Below are 21,745 nucleotides of genomic sequence, written 5' to 3' on the forward strand. Positions count from 1 at the left end.
TCGCGCCGAACGGCGCAGCGTTGCACGTCGTGTCGTGAAGGGGAGACCGCCATGCGCCTGGCTTTGCCGCTGATTGTCCTGGCCCTGCAACTGCTGGCGCTGCCGGCCCGCGCCGACGACGCCTATGATGCGTGCCTGCGCGAGGCCGATGCCAGCATGCGGGAGATGGGGGACTGCGGCGGTGCCTGGATCGAGCGCGAGGATGCGCGCCTCAACGAGGCGTGGCAGGCGCTCCTGGCGGAGCTTCCCGAGGAGAGCCAGGAGATGCTGCGGGACGAGCAGCGGGCATGGCTCGCCTACCGCGACCGGACCTGCCTGTTCTATCTGGATCCGGCCACATACGGTTCGATCGGCCGCCATTTGTCCTATCCGTCCTGCCGGGCTTTCGTCATCGCGCAGCGAACGCAGGCGCTGAACGAGATCCTGGTGTCGGTCGCGCCGCAGTAAGGGGCGGGACCGTTATGGGGACCCCAACGCCATCGAGTATGCGAACCTGAAGATATGACCGGGTGCCGTCGCAGAGCGGCGGGGCGCAGGTCTGTCTAGTAACGTCTGAGCGGGAACGGCCGCCGAGCTACAGCGCGGCGGCCAGCGGGGTGTCCGGGGCGGCCGGGGCCGCGGCCGGCAGGCTGAAGGTCGCCGCGATCGGCAGGTGATCGGAGGCGGTGGGCGCCAGCGTGTCGAGCCGCCGGATCACGATGCCGGGTGTCGCCAGCACGTGGTCGATCGGCAGGCCGATATAGGGCGTGAGCGCTCCCGGCAGGGCGCGCAGGAGCCAGGTGAAACCGATGCCCGTCATCGGTGTCGTGCCGCTGGCCGCCGCATAGGTCGCCAGTGCGGCGCTCCACGGCGCGGCGTTGAAGTCGCCGGCGATCAGCACCGGGCCGCGGAGCAGCCCCAGCGTTTCCTGCAATTCTGCCACCTGCCGCCAGTGGCCGAAGGGCCAGGGCCATTGCAGATGCTGGGAAACGATGGTTGCGACGGTGCCGTTGAAATCGATGCGCCGCGCGGCGAAACCGTTCACCACGTCGCAATATCCGGTCTCGTCGACGAAGGGACGCTTCGACAGGATGGCGACGTTGCCCTGCGCGAAGGGGCCGCTGCAGTAGAATTGATGCGGATAGGTTGCCGACAGGGTTTCGAGCCGCGCCTGCCAGTCGCGCCCGGTTTCCTGCAGGGTGACGATGTCCGGCGCTTCGGCGGCGATCCGGCGGATGGCCTCGGCCGGCTCGGCGACGTCGTAGCGCAGATTCATCTGCAGGAGGCGATAGGCCGGTCGGCCCGCGAGGGCGTCGGCGGCTATCGGGGTGCTGTCCGGCAGGACATAGGGCGCCACGGTCGCGAAGCCGGCGAGCGCTGCCGCGAGCGCCGCGGCGCCGGCGATGCGCGGGATGGCCGGGCCGGCGATCAGCGCGGCGATGCCGGCGAGCAGGGCGGCAACCGACAGATGGGCGCGAAAATGCCCGACGGAATCGAAGGCGGCGACGTGATCCCCGAAGAAGCCGGCGACGATCGCCACGGCGCAGGCCAGCGCCAGGGCCGCGAGCGTCCACCGCAGCCAGCGGCGACCGCCGGTTCGTCCGCGCGCCGGCGCGTCTGTCGTTCCGGTCCCTGCCATGATGCCTACTGGAACGCCGTCTCGAAGAAGGAGCGCAGCTTGCGCGAATGCACCCGCTCGGAGGGCAGTTCGGACATGAGCTCCAGCGCCCGCATGCCGATGCGCAGATGCTGGGCCACCTGCCGCTTGTAGAATTCCGTCGCCATGCCCGGCAGCTTCAACTCGCCATGCAGCGGCTTGTCGGAGACGCAGAGGAGGGTGCCGTAGGGCACGCGGAAGCGGAAGCCGTTGGCCGCGATGGTCGCCGATTCCATGTCGAGGGCGATGGCCCGCGACTGGGACAGGCGCTCGACCGGTTCGCGATGGTCGCGCAACTCCCAGTTGCGGTTGTCGATGGTGGCGACCGTGCCGGTGCGCATGATCTTTTTCAGCTCGTAGCCGGACAGGCCGGTGACCTCCTCGACGGCCTTCTCCAGCGCCACCTGCACTTCGGCCAGCGCAGGGATCGGAACCCAGACCGGCAGGTCGGCGTCGAGGACATGATCCTCGCGCACATAGGCGTGGGCAAGGACGTAGTCGCCCAGTTCCTGGCTGTTTCTGAGGCCGGCGCAATGGCCGAGCATCAGCCAGGCGTGGGGGCGCAGGACGGCGATGTGGTCGGTGATCGTCTTGGCATTGGACGGGCCGACGCCGATATTGACCATGGTGATGCCGTGGCCGTCGGCGCGCTTGAGATGATAGGCCGGCATCTGCGGCAGGCGCGAGGGCGCGACGCCCTGATGCGGCTTGGCCTCGCCGGGGCTGGTGACGACATTGCCCGGCTCCACGAATTCCACATAGCCATCGCCGCCGCGCATCATCATCTCGCGCGCCATCATGCAGAATTCGTCGATATAGAACTGGTAGTTCGTGAACAGGACGAAGTTCTGGAAATGCGCCGGATGGGTCGCGGTGTAGTGCGACAGCCGGTGCAGCGAATAGTCGACGCGCTGGGCCGTGAAGGGCGCCAGCGGCATCTCCTCGCCGGGGCCGGTCTCGTGGTTGCCGTTGACGATGCGGTCGTCGGTGGCTTCCAGATCGGGCACGTCGAAGACGTCGCGCAGCGGCCGGTCGAGCCGCTCGGCCATGCTGCCGTCCACATAGGTGCCTTCGCCGAAGGCGAAATGCAGCGGGATCGGCGTGGTGGAATCCCCCACCAGCACCGGCTGGCCGTGATTGCGGATCAGGAGCGCGATCTGGTCCACGAGGTAGCGCTCGAACAGATCCGGCCGGGTCACCGTCGTCGCGTAGCGGCCGGGCCGCGGCACATGGCCGAAGGCGAGGCGCGAGTCGACCCGCGCATGGGTCGTCGTGGCCAGCGAGATTTCCGGATAATAGGCGCGGTAGCGATGGTCGAGATCGCCGTCCTTCAGGACCGCGTCGAAGCTGTCGGACAGGAAGGCGACGGAGCGGCCATAGAGGCGGATGACTTCCGCGACGGCCTCCTGCGCATCCCAGTAGGGGCGGCGTTCGGCGGTCTCGGGTGTGACGATGCGGCTCTCGGCCGGGGCGGGAACGATCTCGGTCATGCCCCTGTCTAACCGGCTGTCACGGCAGCGAGAAGACGCCCGGTCTCAAAAACCGCCGGTGGTGTTCTGGAGAACGATCGGATCGCGGACCAGCGGGCAGACGATGCCGCGGCGATAATCGCAATCGTCGCCGGTCAGGGATCCGAAGGCGCTGCCGGGGCGCTCGCCGATGTCCTGCACCAGGAAGCTCAGGACAGTGCCGATCCCGGCGATCAGGACCGTCAGCGCGGTCATTCGTGTCATCATGGTGCCGCCCTACAGCATTTTCGCCACAATTGCACATGGCGCTGAAGCGAGGCTGACACGCGCCCGACTCGGATGGCCGGGCGCGAACGGATGTAGAGCCGCGGAGGGGGCGAGCGTTACGGCGCGGCTGAGGCCGGTTGTCGGTGCCGGTCAGGCGGCGCGGCTCAGAGTTTCACCCAGGTCTGGGTCTTGCAGAAGATCTTGAGGGCGCAACCGGTGAGCTCCAGCTTGCCGCCTTTGACCACAGCGTTGCCGCTGTAGGTGCGGTCGTCGCGGGGGTCGGTCACCTCGCCCTCGTAATCGGCGCCGCTGCCGGTCATGCGTCCGACGGACTTGCCCTTGTGCTGGCCGGAGATCACCTCGGCGCAATAGGCGCCGCCGCAGCTCGACACCTGCACGATGCCGCCGCCCGGCGCGCGCCATTTGCCGACGATGGGCTCGGCGGCCCATGCGGAGGTGCCGAGCGCCATGGTGGCGGCGGCTGCTGCGATGAGGATCGTCTTCATGGCGGGCTCCGTGGTCTGTTCAGGATCGAACAGACAGAACGCCGCTGCCGCGCCAAGGGTTGCCACGGTCGATATGTTGCCATCGACGACAGGCCGAATGCCGGCCGGTGCGCGCCAAGTGGTGCGCGGAACGGGCGGGCAGGGAGGCCTGCCCACCCGGCCGGATCAGAGGCGGGTGAGGCTCTGCGAGCGGCAGATCAAGCCGCCGAGGACGCAGCCGGAGACCGACAGCGTGTTGCCGGACAGCGCGCCCTTGCCGGAATATTCCTTGCCGCCCTTCGTGTAGTCGGTGACCGTGCCGGCATATTTGCCCTTGCCGGTCGGCTGCATCTGCCCGAAGGTTTTCCCCTTGTGGGGGCCGGTCGTGTAGGTCAGGCAGAAGGCGCCGCCGCAGCTGGTGATCTTGGCATTGTAGCCGGACGGCATCTTCCAGTTGCCCTCGATCGGATCGGCGTGCGCGATGCCGCCCATGCCAAGGCCGAGGGCGGCCGCCAGTATCAGTCGCTTCATGTTCTCGCTCCCCATCAGGGCAAGCCGGCGTCCTCCTCGACACCGTGACGCTTCCCTTCACGTAAGAGTAAACGAGACGCCGCAAATGGCAATGCTCGCGTCCCTGCCGGATGCGCGAAATCGGCGATGGGCACGAGGACGGAAAATCTGCCGCAAAGGCATGGAATGCGACGGCACGGTTAGCAATGGGTGAATTTTCCGATACGGAAGCGGTCCGTCCTCAGATCGGATTGCCCCGAAGGTTCAGTGGCTTGAGCGCATTTTCCCGAACCAAATGCTCACACGCATTTATCTCGAATTAATCGAAAACTTTAAGCACCCCTTCAGTCGTCGCGGTCATTCTCGACCCATCGGACAGCAGCCGATCAACAGCGACAGGGACGCGAAAGACAATGGCTCGCATCGACTTCCAGAACTACGACGACATCTCGGCCAGCGGCGCGGTGTTCGTCGACGCCGACATCCTCTTCGACCTCGGCATGCGCGCGGCCTGCGGCCATGACGGCGCGGTCGATTTCGTCGCCGCCCACATGTATTTCAATCTCGCCGATCGCAAGGGTTCGGACGCGGCCGCCTATCACCGGCAGGACGTCGCCAGCCAGATGTCGAAGGCCGAGGTCGCCGCCGCGCTGCGCGCCGCGCGCCAGTGGATGACCCGTCACTGATCACCCGCGACGCGTCTCCACGGCATCGGGCGCATCGGCGCCCAGCCTCTGACATAAGCGGCTGCCGTCAGGCCGTCCGGGGCCGGCCCACCTCCGCCAGCGCCTCGCCGAGCGCGGTCTCGAAGACCGCCAGATCCTCGTTGCGGCCGACGGTCACGCGGATCATCCGGTCGAGCGGCGCGACACCCGGCATGCGGATGAACACGCCGCGCCGGATCACCGCCTCCAGAATCGCGCGGGCATAGGCCCCGTCGCCGCCGCAATCCATGGCGACGAAATTGGTCGCCGACGGCAGCGGGATCAGCCCGGCCGTCGTGGCGATCTCCGCCAGCCTGCCACGGGCGGCCACGATCTTCTCCACCGTCCGGGCCAGATAGTCCTGGTCGCGCAGCGCCGCGAGCGCGCCGACCTGCGACACGCGTGAAATGCCGAAATGGTTGCGCACCTTCTCGAACTGCACGATCGTCCCGGCTTCGCCGATGGCATAGGCGATGCGCGCACCGGCAAGGCCATAGGCCTTGGAGAAGGTGCGGAAGCGCAGGAGATTGGGGCGCATGACGCTCATCGCCGGCAGGGCCGAGGCGGGGGCCATGTCGGCATAGGCCTCGTCGAGAACGAGGATCGTCTCCGCCGGCACGGCGTCGATCAGCCGTTCGATCTCCGCCGCCTCGTACCAGGAGCCGGTTGGATTGTCGGGATTGGAGACGTAGAGCAGCTTCGGCTTCAGTTCGCGCGTGCGGGCGATCAGCGCGTCGAGGTCTTCGCGGTCGTCGCGATAGGGCACGAAGTCCAGCGCCGCGCCGTGGCCGACGACATGGTAGTTGAAGGTCGGATAGGCGCCGTGGGAGGTGACGACGCGGTCGCCGGGCTCGCAGGTGAGGCGCACCAGCAGGCCGAGCAGCCCGTCGATGCCTTCGCCCACCATGATGTTGTCCGGCGCGAGGCCGAGATGTGCCGCCAGCGCCTCCTTCAGATGGTGATTGGCGGAATCGCCATAGCCCCAGCTGTCGGCGGCGGCCCGCGTCATCGCCTCGATGGCGTTCGGCGACGGGCCGAAGACGCTCTCATTGGCGCCGAGGCGGGCCTTGAAGCGCACGCCGGTCTGCCGCTCCAGCGCTTCCGGCCCGACGAAGGGCACCGAAGCGGGCAGCGATCGCACGAGATCGGTGAAGAGCGGCATGGGGAACTCCGAACGGGAATGGGAAGAGCCGTCGCTAGGCGGCGCAACGCGGCAGGCATGGGGCCCAGCGGCGATGGCCGGGCCGTGGGGTCAGGCCTTCGGCGCTTTGGCGTTGCCCGGCTCGATCGGCACGAGGCCCTTGGCGAAGCGCTGGGCGTTGCGGGCGTAATGCTCGGCCGACAGCCTGAGCCCGGCCTCGGCCTTTTCGTCCAGCGTGCGGGCGACCCGCGCCGGCGCGCCGACGATCAGCGAATTGTCGGGGAATTCCTTGCCCTCGGTCACCAGCGCATTGGCGCCGACAATGCAGTTGCGGCCGATCTTGGCGCCGTTGAGCACCGTCGCGCCCATGCCGATCAGCGAATTGTCGCCGATGGTGCAGCCATGGACGATGGCGGCGTGGCCAAGGGTGCAGCCGGCACCGATGGTCAGCGGAAAGCCGGCATCGCTGTGCAGGGTGCAATTGTCCTGGATGTTGGTGTCGTCGCCGATGGTCATCCATTCGTTGTCGCCGCGCAGAACGGCGCCGAACCAGATGCCGACATTGCGGCCGAGCCGCACCCGGCCGATGACATGCGCCCCCGGCGCGACGAATACGCTGTTATCGTCCGGCAATTCCGGCCGGTCTTCGTCGAGCGCGTAAATGGGCATGGGCAACCTCCCGAGCTGATGCGCAGCGAAACTGCGTCAGCGGGGGGCGGGAATCAAGCGCGGCGGCGGCGCCTCATTCCGCCACCGCCTTGAGCATCGGCTTGGTCAGCGACTGGCGTACCGAATCGTAGTCGGCCCAGGGATCGGCTTCGTCGAGGCGGGCGGCGACCGTGTCGAGGGTGAAGCCATTGGCGGCGTCGAGCTCGGCCAGTTCGTCCCAGGTGACGGGCGTCGCCACCGGGGCGCCGGCGCGCGAGCGGGTGGAATAGGGGGCGATGGCCGTGGCGCCGCGTTCGTTGCGCAGCCAGTCGATGAAGATCTTGCCGGTGCGCTTGGCCTTGGACATGGTGGCGACGTAGCGGTCCGGCTCCTCGCGCGCCTGCAGATGGGCAAAACCGCGGGCGAAGCCTTTCAGATCGTCCCAGCCCTGGCGGCGCTCCAGCGGCGCGATGACGTGGACGCCCTTGCCACCGGTGACCATGGCGAAGGTCGTCAGGCCGAGATCGGCGAGGCTGTCGCGCAGGTCGAAGGCGGCCTGTTTCACATCGCCGAAATCGAGGCCCTCGTCGGGATCGAGGTCGAAGACCAGCCGGTCGGGCTTTTCCAGCCTGTCGTTGTGGGCGCCCCAGATGTGGAATTCGAGCGTGTTCATCTGCACCGCACCGACGAGGCCGGCGGCGCTCCCGACGGTGAGATAGTCGGCCTTGCTGCCATCCTTCTCGGTGACGGCGACGGTTTCGACCGCGTCGGGAAAGCCGCCGCTGTCGTGCTTCTGGAAGAAGCAGCGCTTGTCGCCGCCCTGCGGGCAGCGGACCAGCGACAGCGGCCGGTTGCCGGCATGGGCCAGCATGCGGTCGGCGATCTTCTCGTAATAGAGAGCAAGGTCGCCCTTGGTGACGCCCTGGCCCTCGAAGACGACGCGCCCGGGATGGGTCAGCCGAACGTCGGCCACCCGATCGGGCGCAGCGCCGGTGCTCTGCGGCGACGGCGTCGCCTTCGCGGCGGGCTTGCCGCCCTTGCGCCCCGACGCCGGAGCGGATGTCGGTCGCTCGTCGGTCACGTCCCCGGCCTGCTTGTCCTCGCGCAATCCCTTGAAGACGCCGTGGCGGATCGAGCCGTCGGCGGTGATCTCGGCAAACTCGATCTCGGCCACCAGCGTCGGCGTGACGAAGCGGGCGGCGCGCTTCACATCGGAGGCAAGTTCGGCGAAGGGCGAGGTCTTGCGCGCCAGATCGGCGAAGCGGGCCTTCAGATCGGCCATGGCCTCCTCGTCGAAGCCCGAACCGACACGGCCGCGATAGACCAGCGTGTCGCCGTCCATGACACCGAGCAGGATCGAGGAGAAGGGCCGGCTCTTCTTGTCCGACGGTTTCCAGCCGCCGATGACGAATTCCTGCCGGCGGGTGCATTTGACCTTCAGCCAGTTGCGCGAGCGACCGCCGCGATAGGGCGCATCGGCGCGCTTGGCGATGATGCCCTCATGACCGGAGGCGCAGACCTTCTTGAAGACGGATTCGCCGCTGCCGGTGATGTGCTCGCTGTAGAGCAGCGTCTGGGTCTCGTGGCCGTCGAGGAGATCGCGCAGAGCCGCCTTGCGGTCGGTCAGCGGCTGGTCGCGCAGATCCTCGCCATCGAGATGCAGGAGGTCGAAACAGAAGCAGGAGAGGGGGCCGCCCTCCGACAGATGCTTCTGGAGGGTGGAGAAATCGGTGCCGCCATCGGCGTCGAAGGCGACCACCTCGCCGTCGATCAGCGCGCTGCGGCAGTTCAGGGTCGCGGCGGCCTCGGCGATGCCGGTGAAGCGCTCGGTCCAGTCCTGCTCGTTGCGGGTCCAGCAGGTCACCTTGCCGTCGCCGATGGCGATCAGGACGCGGTAGCCGTCATATTTCATCTCGTGGACCCAGTCGCGCCCGGCCGGGGCCGTGTCGACGAGGGTGGCGAGCTGCGGCGGGGAAAAGGCGGGCATCGGCAACGGCTTGCCCGCCTTGCCCTTGGCGGGCTTGGCCGACGGCTTCTTGCTCTTCGCCTCGGTCGAGGACGTCTTGCTCTTCTTGCCGCTCGTTTCCTGGCTCTCGTCATCGGCCGTGCGGTCGGTGTCCCAGACGTCGTCGCCCTTGGCGATGGCGGCCATGGTGCGCCCGGTCTTCACGCTCTTGTCGGCCTTCAGGAGATTGCGCCGGCGATCGACCGCCTCGTCCTTCTCCTTGATCAGCAGCCAGTTTTCGCGCTTCTCGCCGTTTCGCGGCTTCATCCGCACGAGCGCCCAGTTGCCGCGCATGCGCTCGCCTTCGAGATGCATCTTGAGGCTGCCCTTGGCGAAGCCCTTGTCGGGATCCTCCAGGGGCTCCCAGGTCCCCTGGTCCCAGAGCATCACCGTGCCGCCGCCATATTCGCCCTTCGGGATCGTGCCCTCGAAGGTGCCGTAATCCATCGGATGGTCTTCGGTGCGGACCGCGAGGCGCTTGTCGGCGGGGTCGAGGCTGGGGCCCTTGGTGACGGCCCAGCTCTTCAGGACGCCTTCCCACTCGATGCGGAAATCGTAGTGAAGGCGCGTCGCGTCATGCTTCTGGACGCAGAAGAACAGGCCGTCGCCGGCGATCTCCTCGGCCTCCGAGCCGCTGGGCTCGCGCGTCTTGGCGAAGTCGCGCTTCTGCCGGTAGGTTTCGAGCAGGGCGTCGCTCTTTGCTGCCATGACCGCGACCCGTCAGGCGCTCTTGCGCCGGCTGGTGGTGGCCTTCGCAGCCGAGCCGGTCTTCGTCGATTTGCTGCCGCTCGCCTTGGTGCTGCGCGACTTGGCGGTGGTCTTGGCCTTGCTGCCCCGTGCGGACGACGCGCCTGACTTGGAGGCGCTCTTCTTCTCGCCGCTCTCGCCGCCGCCACCTTCGAGGCTCTTCTTCAGGGTGGCCATCAGGTCAACGACATTGCTGCCCTTGCTCGCCGATGCCGGCTCGTCGTCCTCGACGGTGACGCGGGCCTTGCCGCCCTTCTTGCGCTTCTCGGCAATCAGCGCCTTGAGCGCCGCGGTGTAGTGGTTCTTGAAGTTCGAGGCGTCGAAGGGGGCGGTCTTCTTCTCGATGAGCTGGGTCGCGACGTCGAGAAGATCGCCGTCGGTCTCCGCGTCGGAGATGTCGGAGAAGATCGTATCGGACTTGCGGATCTCGTCCTCGTAATGAAGCGTCTCGAGCAGCAGGCCAGTGCCGCAGGGGCGCAGCGCCACGAGATATTCCTTGCCGCGCAGCGACAACTGGCCGAGCCCTGTCTTCTTGGCCTGGCGCAAGGCGTCGCGCACGACGCGGAAGGCGTCCTCGGCCAGCTCGTCCTGGGGCACGACATAATAGGGCTTGTCGAAATAGAGCGGCGGGATCGAGCATGTGTCGACGAACTGGACGAGCTCCAGCGTCTTCTTGGTCTCGATCTTGACGTCCTCGATCTCCTCGTCGGTGAGCAGCACGTAGTCGTCCTTGCCGACCTCGTAGCCCTTGACGATCTCGTCCTTGTCGACCGGGCCGATGCCTTCCACCACCTTGTCGTAATGGATGCGCTTGCCGCTCTCGCGATGGATCTGGCGGAAGCTGATCGAGGCGCCGGACTGGGTGGCCGAGAACATTTCGACCGGGATCGAGACGAGGGAAAGCCGGATCTGGCCTTTCCAGATGGGACGAGGCGCCATGCATATACTCCAGACAAGACAGACTGCCGCGCCGGTAGAACGGACGCGGGCGGCGACTCGTTCCCGTTGAGTCACCCCGCCGCCCTGCGCGCGTTGGCGGTTGGTGAAAAGTGGTTGATGGCTAAGGGCTCTGCCGCCGCAACCTTGCGTATCGGCCGGCACTCGGGCAGCACGTTCTGCGAATGCCATCCTCGCCCTGCAACCGAACTGACCGCGCCAAGCCCTTGATCCGGATTCTCCATACCGCCGACTGGCAGGTCGGAAAGCCCTTCGGCCAGTTCGAGACCGACCGTCGCGGCGAACTGCGCGCCGAGCGTTTCGCCGTGGTCGCGCGGATCGCGGCGCTGGCGCAGGCGCGCGGCTGCGACGCGGTGCTGGTGGCGGGCGACGCCTTCGACGACAACACGGTGTCCGATCGCGATCTGCACCGGACGCTGGAGGCGATCGCGGGCTTTTCCGGCCCGTGGATCATGCTGCCGGGCAATCACGACGCGGCCTTGAGCGAATCCGTCTGGACGCGGCTGCGCCGGCGCAGCGGCCAGGCTGCGGTGGTCATCGCCGACCGGCCGGAGCCGATCGATTTGAAGGACGGCGCGGCGGTAATCCTGCCGGCGCCGCTGACCCGCCGCCACGAGGGCGCGGATCTGACGGCCTGGTTCGACCATGCCGAGACGCCTGCTGGCGCCGTGCGCATCGGGCTGGCCCATGGCTCGGTCGCCAACCGGCTTCCGGCCAAGGCCGAATCCGGCAATCCGATCGCCGACGACCGCACCGAGCGGGCACGGCTCGACTATCTGGCGCTCGGCGACTGGCACGGTTTCGTCGAGATCGCGCCGCGCACGGTCTATGCCGGCACGCCGGAGCCGGACCGCTATCCGGCCAACGAGCCCGGCCATGTGGCGATCGTCGAGATCGACGCGCCGGGCGCGGCGCCGCGCATCGAGCGGGTGCGCACGGCCCGGTTCGACTGGCGCGCGATGGACCTCAGGCTCGACGGCGCCATCGACGGCCTCGACGCGGCGCTGGCGGAACTGGCCCGTCCCGGCGAGACGCTGCTCGACCTGACCCTGACCGGCAGCCTGCCGCTGCGCGAGCGGGTGCGGCTGGACGCGGCGTTGGGCGAGTGGTCGGCGCGGCTTTTCGATCTGCGCCTGCGCGATGCCGGGCTGATCGACGAACCGGATGCAGAGGATCTCGACCTGATCGATGTCGGCGGCTTCGTACGGGTGGCCATCGACCGGCTGCGCGAACGGGCGGCCGATCCGCAGGACCCCGACCGCACCGCCGCCCAGCTGGCGCTGCGCATGGCCTATGTCGAGCACCGCCGGCTGCTGGGCACGGCGGGTGACGGCTCCGCACATTCGAAGGCGGGCTGAGCCATGTATCTGAAGTCGCTTCGCCTCACCGATTTCGCCGGCATCCGCTCGGCCGAACTGCCGCTGATCGAGCCGGGCCTCAATGTCATCGTCGGCGACAACGAGGCCGGCAAGTCGACGCTCTTGACCGCGCTGCGCGCCGCCTTCTTCCAGAAGCACCGGGCCGGCGGCGAGGCGGTGAAGGCGCTCGGGCCCTATGACCGGCAGGCACGGCCCGAGGTCGAGGTCGGTTTCGAGATCGACGGGACGAGCTACACGCTGACCAAGGCCTTCCTACAGCGCCCAGCTGCTGAACTCGTCTGGGCCGGCGGCAAGCTGTCGGGCGACGCGGTGGAGGAGCATCTCGCCGAGCTGTTCCGCTTCACCCATCCGGGCGCGGGCGAGCCGAAGCTCGACAAGCACCAGGGCGCCTTCGGCTTGTTGTGGGTCGAGCAGGGGCGTTCCACCGGAGGTCTCGACGTCGGTGTCGGCCGCGACGCGGTGACGGCGTCGCTGGAAGGCGAGGTGGGGCAGATTCTCGGCGGCGAGCGCGGGCGCAGCCTGATCGCCAGCGCCAAGGCGCTGCAGGACCGCTTCTTTACCGAGACGTTGAAGGTCGCCCGCTCGTCGCCGGTGCGCGAGACGGAAGAGCGTCTGGCGGAGCTGCGCGACGAGCTGTCCGCCAAGACGTCGCTCTGGCGCGACTTCCAGGACCGGCTCGACCGGCTGGAAGAGCGGCGGCGCAAGCTGCGCGCCTATGAGCGCGATGCCGCCCTGCCGAAGGCCGAGCAGGCGCTGGAAGCGGCCGAAGCGGCAGCGGTCCGGGCGGAAAATCTCGACCGGGAATGCGGTGAGGCCGAGCGTGACGTTCAGCATGCGCTGGCGCGGCGTGATGCGGCGGCCGAGCGCCTGTCCCAACGCGAAAAGCTGATGGCGACCGTGGCCGAGGCGGCGCGGGTTGCCGGTGAGACCGCGACCACGCTCGACGAATTGCGGGCGGCCGGTGTCGAGGAGCGGGCCGGGCTGGAGCAGGCGGAAGCGGAACGCGAGGCCGCGCGGCTGGCCGCCGAACAGGCCGACGCCGCCGACGAGGCGCAGCGTTCGCGCGCCGAGGCGAAGCGCCTGACCGACGAGATCGCCGCGTTGGAGCGCCGCCTGAAGGAAGGCCGGACGCTGGACGCCCGCCTCGCCGAACTGCGCCGGCCCGACGGCGCGCCGGCGATCGACGCGGCTGCGATCAAGGCGCTTGATGCGGCCGACCAGCGGGTGCGCGATGCCGCGGTCCGCCTGTCGGTGGCCGCGCCGACCATCCGGTTCGAGCCGGAGGGCGACACCGGTGTCACGGATGCGGCCGGTCAGCCAGTGACGCTTGGCGCCGCCGTCCGGGTGACGGTCCCCACCGGCTTCACGCTCGACGGCTTCGGCCGGATCGTGGTGGAGCCTGGCGGCGACGCCGAGACCCTCCGCCATGACAGTGAAGCGGCGGCGGCCGAGCGCGCGACGCTGCTGAAACGTTTCGACGTGGAATCGACCGACGCCGCGCGCGCCCGTGCCAGGGTTGCCGAAGAGCGCCGGATCGAGGCGGCCGCGCTGACCCGGCAGCTCGCGGCGCTTCTACCCGAGGGCGTAGCGACGGCGGTGTCGACGCTGGAGGAGTTGCGGGCCGACCTTGCCCGGCGCGCAGCCCTGTCGCCGGAGGTCGCGCAGCATGGCGCAGAGCCGGTTGCGGCCGACGGCGAGCGCATCCGGCAGATTCGCCAGGAAGCACGGCGGCGCCTCGATGCAGCCGGCGCAGAACTGGAGCAGGTGCGCCGGGCCGCATCCGGCAGTCTCGCCCGGATTGCCGCGGCAGAGTCGGAAGCCGGTTTCCGGCAGGCCGAGGCGGACCGGCTGCGCCGCGATCTTGCCGAGGCCGAAGCCGTCCGGCCCCGCACGGCACTGGCCGAGGATCTGGCGGCTGCGGAGCTGGAGCGTTCGGCCAAGGCCGCCGTGGCGGCGATGCGCCAGCGCGAACGCGACAATGCTGATCCGGAGACGGTGCGCCTGACCCTGACGACGCGCAGGAAGGCGCTCGAATCGATCCGCCGCGACATGGCGGCGCTGAAGGATGAAGCGCTGACCCTGGAAGGCGAGCTGCGAGCCCAGGGCGCCACCGGCCTCGGCGAGGAGATCGCCCGCCTCGAGGGCGAGATCGGCACGCTGGAGACGCGGCTGACGCGCCTGACGCTCGAAGCTGATGCCTCGCGTCTGCTGCACAGCACACTGATCGGCGCGCAGCGCGAGGCGCGCGAACACTGGCTGGGACCGATCAAGACCCAGGTCGCGCCGTATCTGAAGCTGATCCATCCCGGCACCGAGATCGAGCTCGACGACACCACGCTGGAGATCCGCAGCCTGCACCGGGCCGGCGTCGCGGAGGATTTCCGCCGCCTGTCGGCGGGCGCGCGGGAACAGGTGGCCGTCGTCACCCGCATCGCGCTGGCCCATGTCCTGAAGAAGGGCGGGCATCCGGCCGCGGTGATCCTCGACGATGCCCTGGTCAATACGGACGAGAAGCGGCTGGAGCGGATGCATCTCGTCCTGCAAAAGGCGGCGGAGGATCTGCAGATCATCGTCCTGACCTGCCGCGAGCGGGACTTCCGCGATCTCGGGGCGCCGATCTTCCGACTCTGACCCGCCGGACGGTCGCTTCGGGGCGGGAATCACCCGCGCCGCATTTCGGGCCGCGATGGGGCAAAAGCCGTTTGGAGGGCCTGTTCCGCGCGGTCCACGACCCGGCAAGGCTCTAGGCGAGGGCCGTCAGAGGCGGCCGCAAACCCCCACAAACCGGCGTTTCTTAACAAGTGGTGAATGAAAAAGTGGCATCCTCGCAACAGGGGTGTGTCCAAAGCACCCCAGAAGCCCCAATGTGGCATTTAGGCGATTGCATCCAGAACGCTGGTGGATATTGTCGCCACAGAGAGATCGAGGGGGCATTCGCTTCGGACTTTCGCACAGGGGATGGGGCAGGGAAGGCTGTCCTTCGTATAAGGCCCAACCCTAACCTATAAAAAATGACTGGAGGTCAGGACATGAACATTAAGAGCCTTCTTCTCGGCTCCGCTGCGGCTCTCGTCGCAGTCTCCGGCGCCCGCGCTGCGGACGTCATTATGCCGGTTGCTCCGGAGCCGGTCGACTACGTTCGCGTTTGCGACGTTTACGGCACGGGCTTCTACTACATCCCGGGCACCGAGACCTGCCTGTCGATCAACGGCTATGTACGCTTCCAGTACAACGTCGCTGGCGGCATCGAGGACGACTTCGGCAACGACTACCTCACGAACTCCGAGGGCGACAACTACCAGGCCGGCTCCGCCGTCCGCGTCCGCCTGAACTTCGACGCTCGTGAAGAGACCGAGCTCGGCACCCTGCGCGCCTTCGCTCGCGTCCAGGCTCAGAACGCTTTCGGCGCCTACAGCAACGACGCCAACTACCGCATGGACATGGGCTTCATCCAGCTCGGTGGCCTGACCATGGGTTACCTGGACAGCCTCTGGACCGAGGGCGACGGCCTGCTGACGGACACGGACCTGCCGGTCGGTGACTACCAGACCAACCGCGTCTCCTACACTTACGCAGCGAACGGCTTCACCGCCGCTCTGTCGCTGGAAGACGATGGCTCGGGCGATTTCGCACCGGACGTCGTTGGTCGCCTGGCCTATGCCGGTGGCTGGGGCTCGATCTACCTCGCCGGTTCGTATGACGAGCGGGTCCAGGGCGGTCTGATCAACGTTGCTTCGTTCACCCCGGGTTCGGGCTTCGTGATCAACAGCGCCGGTGTGATCGTTCCCGCTTCGGCCGTTATCATCAACGGTACCGATCCGCGCGAAGACGATGGCGCTTTCGCTCTGAAGGCCGGTCTGTCCCTCACGGACCTGATCGCTGCTGACTCCGAGCTGAAGATCGAGGGTTCCTACGCCTTCGACCCGTCCAGCTACTCCACGCTGGGCCTGTTCTCGAACGCCGCTACGCTCGGCACGCAGAACGACCTCCTGGTCGGCACCCTGCCGGTCGAGTGGCAGATCGGCGCTGGCTACGCTCAGCAGTTCGGCAAGCTCGGCATCGCGGTTTCGGGCGTCTACGGTGAGACCTTCGACACCTACCGCTACACGACCGCCACCACCTTCTCGAACCGTGGCGATGGTGAGTACTACAAGCTGGTCGGTAACGTCGGCTACGAGATCACCAACAACTTCGACATGCTGGCTGAGATCTCCTACGCCAACATCGACTTCGACGGCCAGAACGGCTTCGTTGACGACTCCCTCGACCAGACGGCGGGCTTCCTCCGCTTCGTCCGCTCCTTCTAATAGAGCAGACATATCGTCTAGAGAGCCCGGCGTTCGCGCCGGGCTCTTTTTGTTTGGGGAGGTGATGGTCACCGCAGGTGGTCTGCCGGCGGATCGACGGTCCTGCCGACCGGCGGTTGCCGCGCTGCACACTCCCACTAGCTAGTCCCGCATCTTCATCGACTGCGGAGCCGGCCAGATGACGTCCTTCCTTGGCAAGTTGATCGTGCTTGCCGCCACGACCGCGGGTCTCACCCGACTGTCCCGCCTTCTTCGCGGCGACAGCGGCCGGGCAGGGCCCAGGGGGCCTAGGGACGACAAGACCTCCCAAGCTGCTGAAACACCGGCCCCCGCGCGCATGGACGGGGCCGAGGCCGTCGACAATGCTGCGGCGAGGCCTGCTCCTGCTGCGACCAAGGCCGACGCGCAGGACGTTACCGATCAGGACGTGTCGTCCGCATCGAACGGAGCGGGCGCAGACGCCGCGAAGGCAGAGGTCGTCGCCAAACCTGCCGCCGCGCCAAAATCTGCGGCACCGGTCCCGCCGGAAGACCCGCTCGCCGTCAAGCACCGGGCCGCGCCCTTCGACCGCAATTTCCGCTCGGTGGACTACACCCGATTGTCGCAGGACCGGGCGGCGATCGCTGAGGATCGCGCGCGTCAGCGGCGCATGCATTCGACCTGGAGCCCGCCGCCGCCGGACCAGAGACGACCAGCCGAACCCAGCCAGTCGGGTGTGTTCTCGAATTTCGGCGGCAGCGTAGTCGCCGCGGAGGTGATCCGCGGTGGCGAGGCCGGGCGCATTCCCGATCCCATGCCGCAGCTTCCCGGCGAACGGATCGCGTTCTCCGGGCCGCATCCCGATGCGCCGACGCCCGATCTCGCCGATCGCGAAGGCATACCGGCCGACCCGTTGGCGGTGAAGCACCGTTCCGAGCGTTTCGACCAGGATTTCCGGACGGTGGATTATGCCAATCTCGATGGCGGCGAGGCAGCGCCCGGGATGGTCGAGGACGGCAGCGCCGTGCCGCCGGCTCTCACCCCGGTGCCCGCCGATGACGGGACCTATGTCGCCGCGTTCCGCACCGCCGGAGGGCCGGCGCCGTTGCGCGGCGCGCCGGCGAGTGCGGAGACGGGGGGCGAAACCGAAGCCGACAGTTCGGCCGGTGGGGGCGGCGAGGATGCAGGCGTCGAGGCGGCGCCTGCTGGCGGGACCGCCGATGCGTCGGTGACCGACACCGGAGAGGGCGCGCAGGCGCCGGACGATCTCACGCAGATCAAGGGGATCGGCCCGACGGTGGAGCGTCTCCTGTTCGAGCAGGGCATCTTCCGCTTCGACCAGATCGCGGCCCTCGGCGAAAGCGAGATCGCGGCGATCGAAGCGGCGATCGGCTTCAGCGGCCGGATCGGCCGGGAAGCGTGGGTGGAACAGGCCCGTGCCCTGTCCCAGGGCAAGGCGGCCGGCTGAGGCCGGCGCGCCATGTCAGGGGCTTCAATAGGCGGCGGTCAGCCGCCGCGGCCGAAGCGCAGGTCGCGCTCGATGTCGAAGCCGGCGCCGAGGCGCATCTTGTAGACCCCGTAATTCTCCATGATCCGCTGCACGTAGTTGCGGGTCTCGGTGTAGGGAATGCGCTCGACCCAGTCGACGACCTGGTCGAGCGGCTTGCCGCGCGGATCGCCGAACCGTTCGATCCATTCGCGGGCGCGCCGCGGGCCGGCATTGTAGGCGGCGAAGGTCAGCACGTAGGAGCCGCCGAAATCGGCGATCTGCTCGCCGAGGAAATGCGCGCCGAGGGTGGCGTTGTAGCCGGGGTCGCTGGTCAGCCGGTCCGGCGAATAGCTGACACCCACCTTGCGGGCGACGCTCTTTGCGGTGTTCGGCATGAGCTGCAGCAGGCCGAGCGCGCCGGCGGATGACCGGGCCTTCGGGTTGAAGGCGCTTTCCTGACGCGCGATGGCATAGGCCAGCGCCTTGCCCGCCGCCGAGATGTTGGCGCTCGCCGGGATCACGCCGATCGGGAAGGCGAGGGCCGGGGCGTCGATGCCGCGCCAATAGGCGAGCTTGCCGACCTGCAGCACCAGGTGATGGTCGCCGCGCCGCTCCGCCATGACCGAGAGAAGCGCGAGTTCGCCCGGGCTCTCCAGTTCGTCCGCGAGCGCGCGATACAGGCTGTCGGCGCGCCAGTCGGAGCCGATCTCCTCCAGGCGCCGGATCGCGCGGACCGCCTCGCGCTGTTCGAAGCGGCGGCGCTCGGCGTCGCTCGGACGCGGGAAGCTGATCGCTTCCGGCTTGCGGCCGAGGCGCGCAGCCGCAAGCTGACCGTAATAGGTCGCCGGATAATGCGCGGCCTTGGCGTAATAGCCGGCCGCCGAGCCCGAGGCGCCGGCTTCCGCCGAACGGCCCAGCCAGTAATAGCCGCGCGACAGGGACAGCGGCATGCTGGAGATCTGGACGATCTGGGCGAAATGGCGCTGCGCCGTCACCGGGTCGTTGAGGAAACGCATGGCGATCCAGCCGGCGTGGAACTCGGCCTCGACCTGTTCCTGGGGGCTTTCGGCCAGATGCATGGCGGCGACGCGATAGGCGAGCTTCGGCTTGCCGAGATCGAGGAGATCGCGGGCGACGATGCGGCGCTCGTTCCACCAGGCGTCGGGATCGACCAGCGCATCGACATCGCGCGGGGCGTCGATGAGAAGCTGCGCGGCTTCCTCGACCTTGTCGTGCTTGCGGTTGTACTCGATCAGCGCGAGGCGGTAGCCGGGATCGGCGCGCTCGGCCTTGGGCACCGCGGACAACAGCTTGGCGGCATTGCCCTCGTTGCGGATCACCGCGGCGCGGGCGGCATAGAGCGCCTTGGCGCCGGCCATGCCGACGACGCGCCCGGCATCGGTCACGCGCTCGGCATAGAGCAGCATGTCCATGCGGCGCTTGTGGTCGGCCCGCGACAGAAGCGACTGGAAATTCGCCAGGAACTGGCGCTCCACATCCTTGTCGAGGCGTTCCTCGCGCCAGACCCGCGACACCAGCGCCTTGGCGCGGCCGGCATCGCCGGCGGCCAGATAGGCGCGGGCCAGCGCCATCGCGCCCTCGGGGCTTTCCGGCTTGCCGTTGCCGAAGGCGCGGATCACTTCGCCCGCCGGCAGCTGCTCGCGATAGAGCGCCTTCTCGCTGTTGATCCGCAGCGTCTTGGTGCCGGGCCAGCTGGCAAGCTCGGTGGCGGTGCGAGCGATCTCGGCGGCCGGAACGTCCTTGCCACCGGTCAGGCCGATCGCCCAGGACAGGATGTGGCGGTCGAGCGAGCCGGGCACCATGCCCTCGCGGATGGCGCGGGCCTTCTGGGCGTTGCGGTCGGAGAGCGCCTGCAGGCCGTCCTTCAACTCGCCGCGCATCGGCTGCACCGAACCGAGGCGCGGGGTCATCGCCGCGATGGAGGCGGTGAAGGCGCTGGCGCCGGCCGGGGGGGCCGCGGGGGCGGCCTGGGCGAGGGCCGGGTTCTGGCGCGCGGTGACCGTTCGGCCGAAGCGCCACGGATCCATCGGAACGCCGGCCGCATGGACGGCGGGACGCGACGTCGGCAACGGGCCGAGCAGGGGCAACACCGCCTCCTGGGCCAGTGTGGACGTGGCCGTCATGGCGGAGATCACCGCTGCAATCACGAGCCGCTGCGCAAGATTCTGTGCTGTCATGGCCAACCTTCTGGACGTCCGGACCGAGGCAGATGGACTGCCGGGCCCCGCCACTTCCGCTCGCAATCGCCGCTGCCTGTGACCGTCGCGATCGGGTCATGGCGGATTGCCGGAATGGTTTGCAAATCTCTCACGACCACGATTAAAGCGCCGTTACCGGCAACAGTCACGAGGCTTCGGGCGGGACGGCCTCCGGGCGCTGCTTGTTTCGCCCCGACCGCTTCAATATGGTGCCGCGATCCCGGACCGATTGCAGCTTCCGGCACGCCATCTTCGGGTGGTCCAGCGGGCGACGGTCGTCGGCCAGATGACATTCACGAGACGAAGCGCGTGCCGCCGTTCGATGACCGGCATGTGGGGAGAAAGAGAGAGCATGTTCAAGGGTTCGCTGCCGGCGTTGGTGACGCCGTTCGCCGAAGACGGATCGCTGGACGAGGCGACGTTCGCGGCCTTCGTCGAATGGCAGATCGGCGAGGGTTCGCACGGTCTGGTGCCCGTCGGCACGACGGGCGAGAGCCCGACGCTGACCCATGGCGAGCACAAGCGCATCGTCGAGATCTGCATCGAGACGACGCGCGGCCGGGTGCCGGTTGTGGCGGGTGCCGGCTCGAACAACACAGTCGAGGCGATCGAACTCGCGCAGTTCGCCGAAAAGGCCGGCGCCGACGGGCTTCTGGTCGTCACGCCCTATTACAACAAGCCGAACCAGAAGGGCCTCTACGCCCATTACGCCGCGATCGCCCGCTCGGTGTCGCTGCCGATCATCATCTACAACATCCCCGGGCGCTCGGTCATCGACATGAGGCCGGAGACGATGGGCCGGCTGGCGGCGGATTTCTCCAACATCATCGGCGTCAAGGACGCGACCAGCCGCGTCGAGCGCGTGTCGGAGCAGCGGATCACCTGCGGCCCCGACTTCCTGCAGCTGTCCGGCGAGGACGCCTCGGCGCTCGGCTTCAACGCCCATGGCGGCCAGGGCTGCATCTCGGTGACGGCGAATGTCGCGCCGAAGCTGGGCGCCGAATTCCAGTCGGCCTGCCTTGCCGGCGACTACGCCAAGGCCCTGGAGATCCAGGACAAGCTGATGCCGCTGCACAAGGCGCTGTTCATCGAGCCGAACCCGACCGGCGTGAAATACGCCCTGTCGAAGCTCGGCAAGCTGGGCAACCGCCTGCGTTCGCCGCTGGTGCCGATCGACGAATCCACCGAGCGCGCGATCGACGCGGCGCTGAAGCATGCCGGCCTGACCGGCTGATCGGCCGTCGCACGACGGTCGAAACCATGCCGTCTCGCCCCTATATCATGGGGCGAGAGGAGCGCGGCCGGGCCGCGCGCGAGGTTTGAATGGCGAAGAAGAAGAAATCGGCAGGCTCGAACGTTGCTGCGGAGAACCGCAAGGCCCGCTTCAATTACGAGATCCTCGACACGCTGGAGGCTGGCCTCGTCCTGACCGGGACCGAGGTGAAGTCGCTGCGCGAGGGGCGGGCGTCGATCGCCGAGTCCTACGCCAGCGAAGAGGGCGGCGAGCTCTGGCTGATCAACTCCAACCTGCCGGAATATCTGCAGGCCAACCGCTTCAACCATGTGCCGAAGCGGCGGCGGAAGATCCTCGTGCATCGCACCCAGCTCAGCCGGCTGGCGAGCGCGATCCAGAAGGACGGCATGACGCTGGTGCCGCTGCGGATCTACTTCAACGATCGCGGCGTGGCCAAGCTGCAGCTGGCGCTGGCGCGCGGCAAGAACGCGCCCGACAAGCGGCAGACCATGAAGGAACGCGACTGGAACCGCCAGAAGCAGCGGATCCTGAAGGAAGCCTGAGCCAGG

18 protein-coding genes are annotated in these 21,745 nt (G+C 68.2%); 8 read left to right on the forward strand and 10 right to left on the reverse strand.

Annotation, left to right across the window (positions count from 1 at the left end; all coding sequences use genetic code 11):
• Nucleotides 1–51 precede the first annotated feature (51 nt).
• Nucleotides 52–447 carry a lysozyme inhibitor LprI family protein gene (locus N7I30_RS11170; RefSeq protein WP_498638841.1) on the forward strand — a complete coding sequence of 132 codons (396 nt, stop codon included), beginning with the start codon at nucleotides 52–54 and terminating at the stop codon, nucleotides 445–447.
• Nucleotides 448–574: 127 nt separating this feature from the next.
• Here N7I30_RS11170 and N7I30_RS11175 read toward each other — a convergent pair whose 3' ends face one another.
• The 5 genes from N7I30_RS11175 to N7I30_RS11195 all read right to left on the reverse strand — a co-directional run bounded on the left by N7I30_RS11175 (nucleotide 575) and on the right by N7I30_RS11195 (nucleotide 4,388).
• Entirely contained in the window at nucleotides 575–1,618 is a 1,044-nt protein-coding gene (locus N7I30_RS11175; protein ID WP_498638842.1) for an endonuclease/exonuclease/phosphatase family protein, read from the reverse strand.
• Nucleotides 1,619–1,623: 5 nt separating this feature from the next.
• Nucleotides 1,624–3,126: an AMP nucleosidase gene (locus tag N7I30_RS11180; RefSeq protein WP_024348698.1), complete on the reverse strand. Its 1,503-nt coding sequence runs from the start codon at nucleotides 3,124–3,126 to the stop codon at nucleotides 1,624–1,626.
• A 45-nt stretch (nucleotides 3,127–3,171) separates the two neighbouring features.
• Entirely contained in the window at nucleotides 3,172–3,360 is a 189-nt protein-coding gene (locus N7I30_RS11185; RefSeq protein ID WP_024348697.1) for a hypothetical protein, read from the reverse strand.
• A 176-nt stretch (nucleotides 3,361–3,536) separates the two neighbouring features.
• A complete protein-coding gene (locus tag N7I30_RS11190; RefSeq protein ID WP_370193586.1) occupies nucleotides 3,537–3,878 on the reverse strand; it encodes a DUF2147 domain-containing protein in 342 nt (113 codons plus the stop codon).
• A 165-nt stretch (nucleotides 3,879–4,043) separates the two neighbouring features.
• Complete coding sequence (locus N7I30_RS11195) at nucleotides 4,044–4,388, reverse strand: DUF2147 domain-containing protein (RefSeq protein ID WP_187392217.1); 345 nt, start codon at nucleotides 4,386–4,388, stop codon at nucleotides 4,044–4,046.
• A gap of 392 nt (nucleotides 4,389–4,780) precedes the next feature.
• Here N7I30_RS11195 and N7I30_RS11200 point away from each other — a divergent pair, with 392 nt between their 5' ends.
• Nucleotides 4,781–5,053, forward strand: a complete 273-nt coding sequence (locus N7I30_RS11200; protein WP_024348694.1) for a hypothetical protein — start codon at nucleotides 4,781–4,783, stop codon at nucleotides 5,051–5,053.
• Between the two features lie 67 nt (nucleotides 5,054–5,120).
• On the opposite strand, the gene N7I30_RS11205 is transcribed toward N7I30_RS11200, so the two are convergent.
• The 4 genes from N7I30_RS11205 to ku form a co-directional block, all read right to left on the reverse strand.
• Nucleotides 5,121–6,233, reverse strand: a complete 1,113-nt coding sequence (locus tag N7I30_RS11205; protein ID WP_498638846.1) for a pyridoxal phosphate-dependent aminotransferase — start codon at nucleotides 6,231–6,233, stop codon at nucleotides 5,121–5,123.
• A gap of 90 nt (nucleotides 6,234–6,323) precedes the next feature.
• Nucleotides 6,324–6,881 carry a gamma carbonic anhydrase family protein gene (locus N7I30_RS11210; RefSeq protein WP_498638848.1) on the reverse strand — a complete coding sequence of 186 codons (558 nt, stop codon included), beginning with the start codon at nucleotides 6,879–6,881 and terminating at the stop codon, nucleotides 6,324–6,326.
• A 73-nt stretch (nucleotides 6,882–6,954) separates the two neighbouring features.
• The gene (gene ligD, locus N7I30_RS11215) at nucleotides 6,955–9,573 is read right to left on the reverse strand and encodes a DNA ligase D (RefSeq protein WP_498638850.1); all 2,619 of its coding nucleotides are present in this window, start codon (nucleotides 9,571–9,573) and stop codon (nucleotides 6,955–6,957) included.
• Between the two features lie 12 nt (nucleotides 9,574–9,585).
• On the reverse strand, nucleotides 9,586–10,551 hold the full coding sequence (ku, locus tag N7I30_RS11220; protein WP_498638852.1) for a non-homologous end joining protein Ku: 966 nt from the start codon (nucleotides 10,549–10,551) through the stop codon (nucleotides 9,586–9,588).
• Nucleotides 10,552–10,775: 224 nt separating this feature from the next.
• Between ku and N7I30_RS11225 the strand changes: the two genes are divergently transcribed.
• The 4 genes from N7I30_RS11225 (at nucleotide 10,776) to N7I30_RS11240 (ending at nucleotide 17,702) form a co-directional block, all read left to right on the forward strand.
• Nucleotides 10,776–11,927, forward strand: a complete 1,152-nt coding sequence (locus N7I30_RS11225; RefSeq protein ID WP_498638853.1) for a metallophosphoesterase family protein — start codon at nucleotides 10,776–10,778, stop codon at nucleotides 11,925–11,927.
• A 3-nt stretch (nucleotides 11,928–11,930) separates the two neighbouring features.
• On the forward strand, nucleotides 11,931–14,579 hold the full coding sequence (locus tag N7I30_RS11230; RefSeq protein WP_498638856.1) for an AAA family ATPase: 2,649 nt from the start codon (nucleotides 11,931–11,933) through the stop codon (nucleotides 14,577–14,579).
• Nucleotides 14,580–14,977: 398 nt separating this feature from the next.
• Nucleotides 14,978–16,255: a porin gene (locus N7I30_RS11235; RefSeq protein WP_277021585.1), complete on the forward strand. Its 1,278-nt coding sequence runs from the start codon at nucleotides 14,978–14,980 to the stop codon at nucleotides 16,253–16,255.
• Between the two features lie 178 nt (nucleotides 16,256–16,433).
• Nucleotides 16,434–17,702 (forward strand): helix-hairpin-helix domain-containing protein, encoded by a 1,269-nt coding sequence (locus tag N7I30_RS11240; RefSeq protein ID WP_498638858.1) that lies wholly within the window; start codon nucleotides 16,434–16,436, stop codon nucleotides 17,700–17,702.
• Nucleotides 17,703–17,740: 38 nt separating this feature from the next.
• Here N7I30_RS11240 and N7I30_RS11245 read toward each other — a convergent pair whose 3' ends face one another.
• On the reverse strand, nucleotides 17,741–19,921 hold the full coding sequence (locus N7I30_RS11245) for a lytic transglycosylase domain-containing protein (RefSeq protein WP_498638860.1): 2,181 nt from the start codon (nucleotides 19,919–19,921) through the stop codon (nucleotides 17,741–17,743).
• A gap of 373 nt (nucleotides 19,922–20,294) precedes the next feature.
• Here N7I30_RS11245 and dapA point away from each other — a divergent pair, with 373 nt between their 5' ends.
• On the forward strand, nucleotides 20,295–21,176 hold the full coding sequence (dapA, locus tag N7I30_RS11250) for a 4-hydroxy-tetrahydrodipicolinate synthase (RefSeq protein ID WP_498638863.1): 882 nt from the start codon (nucleotides 20,295–20,297) through the stop codon (nucleotides 21,174–21,176).
• An 89-nt stretch (nucleotides 21,177–21,265) separates the two neighbouring features.
• Nucleotides 21,266–21,739 (forward strand): SsrA-binding protein SmpB, encoded by a 474-nt coding sequence (smpB, locus tag N7I30_RS11255; protein WP_009208946.1) that lies wholly within the window; start codon nucleotides 21,266–21,268, stop codon nucleotides 21,737–21,739.
• Nucleotides 21,740–21,745: the final 6 nt, after the last annotated feature.

The sequence above is a fragment of the Aurantimonas litoralis genome (genome assembly GCF_026153195.1).
Classification (GTDB): domain Bacteria; phylum Pseudomonadota; class Alphaproteobacteria; order Rhizobiales; family Rhizobiaceae; genus Aurantimonas; species Aurantimonas coralicida.

What these genes read in the sequence shown, in the direction of transcription:
- N7I30_RS11195 (WP_187392217.1), bottom strand. Translation starts at nt 4,388, where the DNA reads ATGAAGCGACTGATACTGGCGGCCGCCCTCGGCCTTGGCATGGGCGGC.
- dapA (WP_498638863.1), top strand. Translation starts at nt 20,295, where the DNA reads ATGTTCAAGGGTTCGCTGCCGGCGTTGGTGACGCCGTTCGCCGAAGAC.
- N7I30_RS11170 (WP_498638841.1), top strand. Translation starts at nt 52, where the DNA reads ATGCGCCTGGCTTTGCCGCTGATTGTCCTGGCCCTGCAACTGCTGGCG.
- N7I30_RS11210 (WP_498638848.1), bottom strand. Translation starts at nt 6,881, where the DNA reads ATGCCCATTTACGCGCTCGACGAAGACCGGCCGGAATTGCCGGACGAT.
- N7I30_RS11240 (WP_498638858.1), top strand. Translation starts at nt 16,434, where the DNA reads ATGACGTCCTTCCTTGGCAAGTTGATCGTGCTTGCCGCCACGACCGCG.
- smpB (WP_009208946.1), top strand. Translation starts at nt 21,266, where the DNA reads ATGGCGAAGAAGAAGAAATCGGCAGGCTCGAACGTTGCTGCGGAGAAC.
- N7I30_RS11185 (WP_024348697.1), bottom strand. Translation starts at nt 3,360, where the DNA reads ATGACCGCGCTGACGGTCCTGATCGCCGGGATCGGCACTGTCCTGAGC.
- N7I30_RS11230 (WP_498638856.1), top strand. Translation starts at nt 11,931, where the DNA reads ATGTATCTGAAGTCGCTTCGCCTCACCGATTTCGCCGGCATCCGCTCG.
- N7I30_RS11235 (WP_277021585.1), top strand. Translation starts at nt 14,978, where the DNA reads ATGAACATTAAGAGCCTTCTTCTCGGCTCCGCTGCGGCTCTCGTCGCA.
- ku (WP_498638852.1), bottom strand. Translation starts at nt 10,551, where the DNA reads ATGGCGCCTCGTCCCATCTGGAAAGGCCAGATCCGGCTTTCCCTCGTC.
- N7I30_RS11175 (WP_498638842.1), bottom strand. Translation starts at nt 1,618, where the DNA reads ATGGCAGGGACCGGAACGACAGACGCGCCGGCGCGCGGACGAACCGGC.
- N7I30_RS11205 (WP_498638846.1), bottom strand. Translation starts at nt 6,233, where the DNA reads ATGCCGCTCTTCACCGATCTCGTGCGATCGCTGCCCGCTTCGGTGCCC.
- N7I30_RS11245 (WP_498638860.1), bottom strand. Translation starts at nt 19,921, where the DNA reads ATGACAGCACAGAATCTTGCGCAGCGGCTCGTGATTGCAGCGGTGATC.
- N7I30_RS11200 (WP_024348694.1), top strand. Translation starts at nt 4,781, where the DNA reads ATGGCTCGCATCGACTTCCAGAACTACGACGACATCTCGGCCAGCGGC.
- N7I30_RS11190 (WP_370193586.1), bottom strand. Translation starts at nt 3,878, where the DNA reads ATGAAGACGATCCTCATCGCAGCAGCCGCCGCCACCATGGCGCTCGGC.
- ligD (WP_498638850.1), bottom strand. Translation starts at nt 9,573, where the DNA reads ATGGCAGCAAAGAGCGACGCCCTGCTCGAAACCTACCGGCAGAAGCGC.
- N7I30_RS11180 (WP_024348698.1), bottom strand. Translation starts at nt 3,126, where the DNA reads ATGACCGAGATCGTTCCCGCCCCGGCCGAGAGCCGCATCGTCACACCC.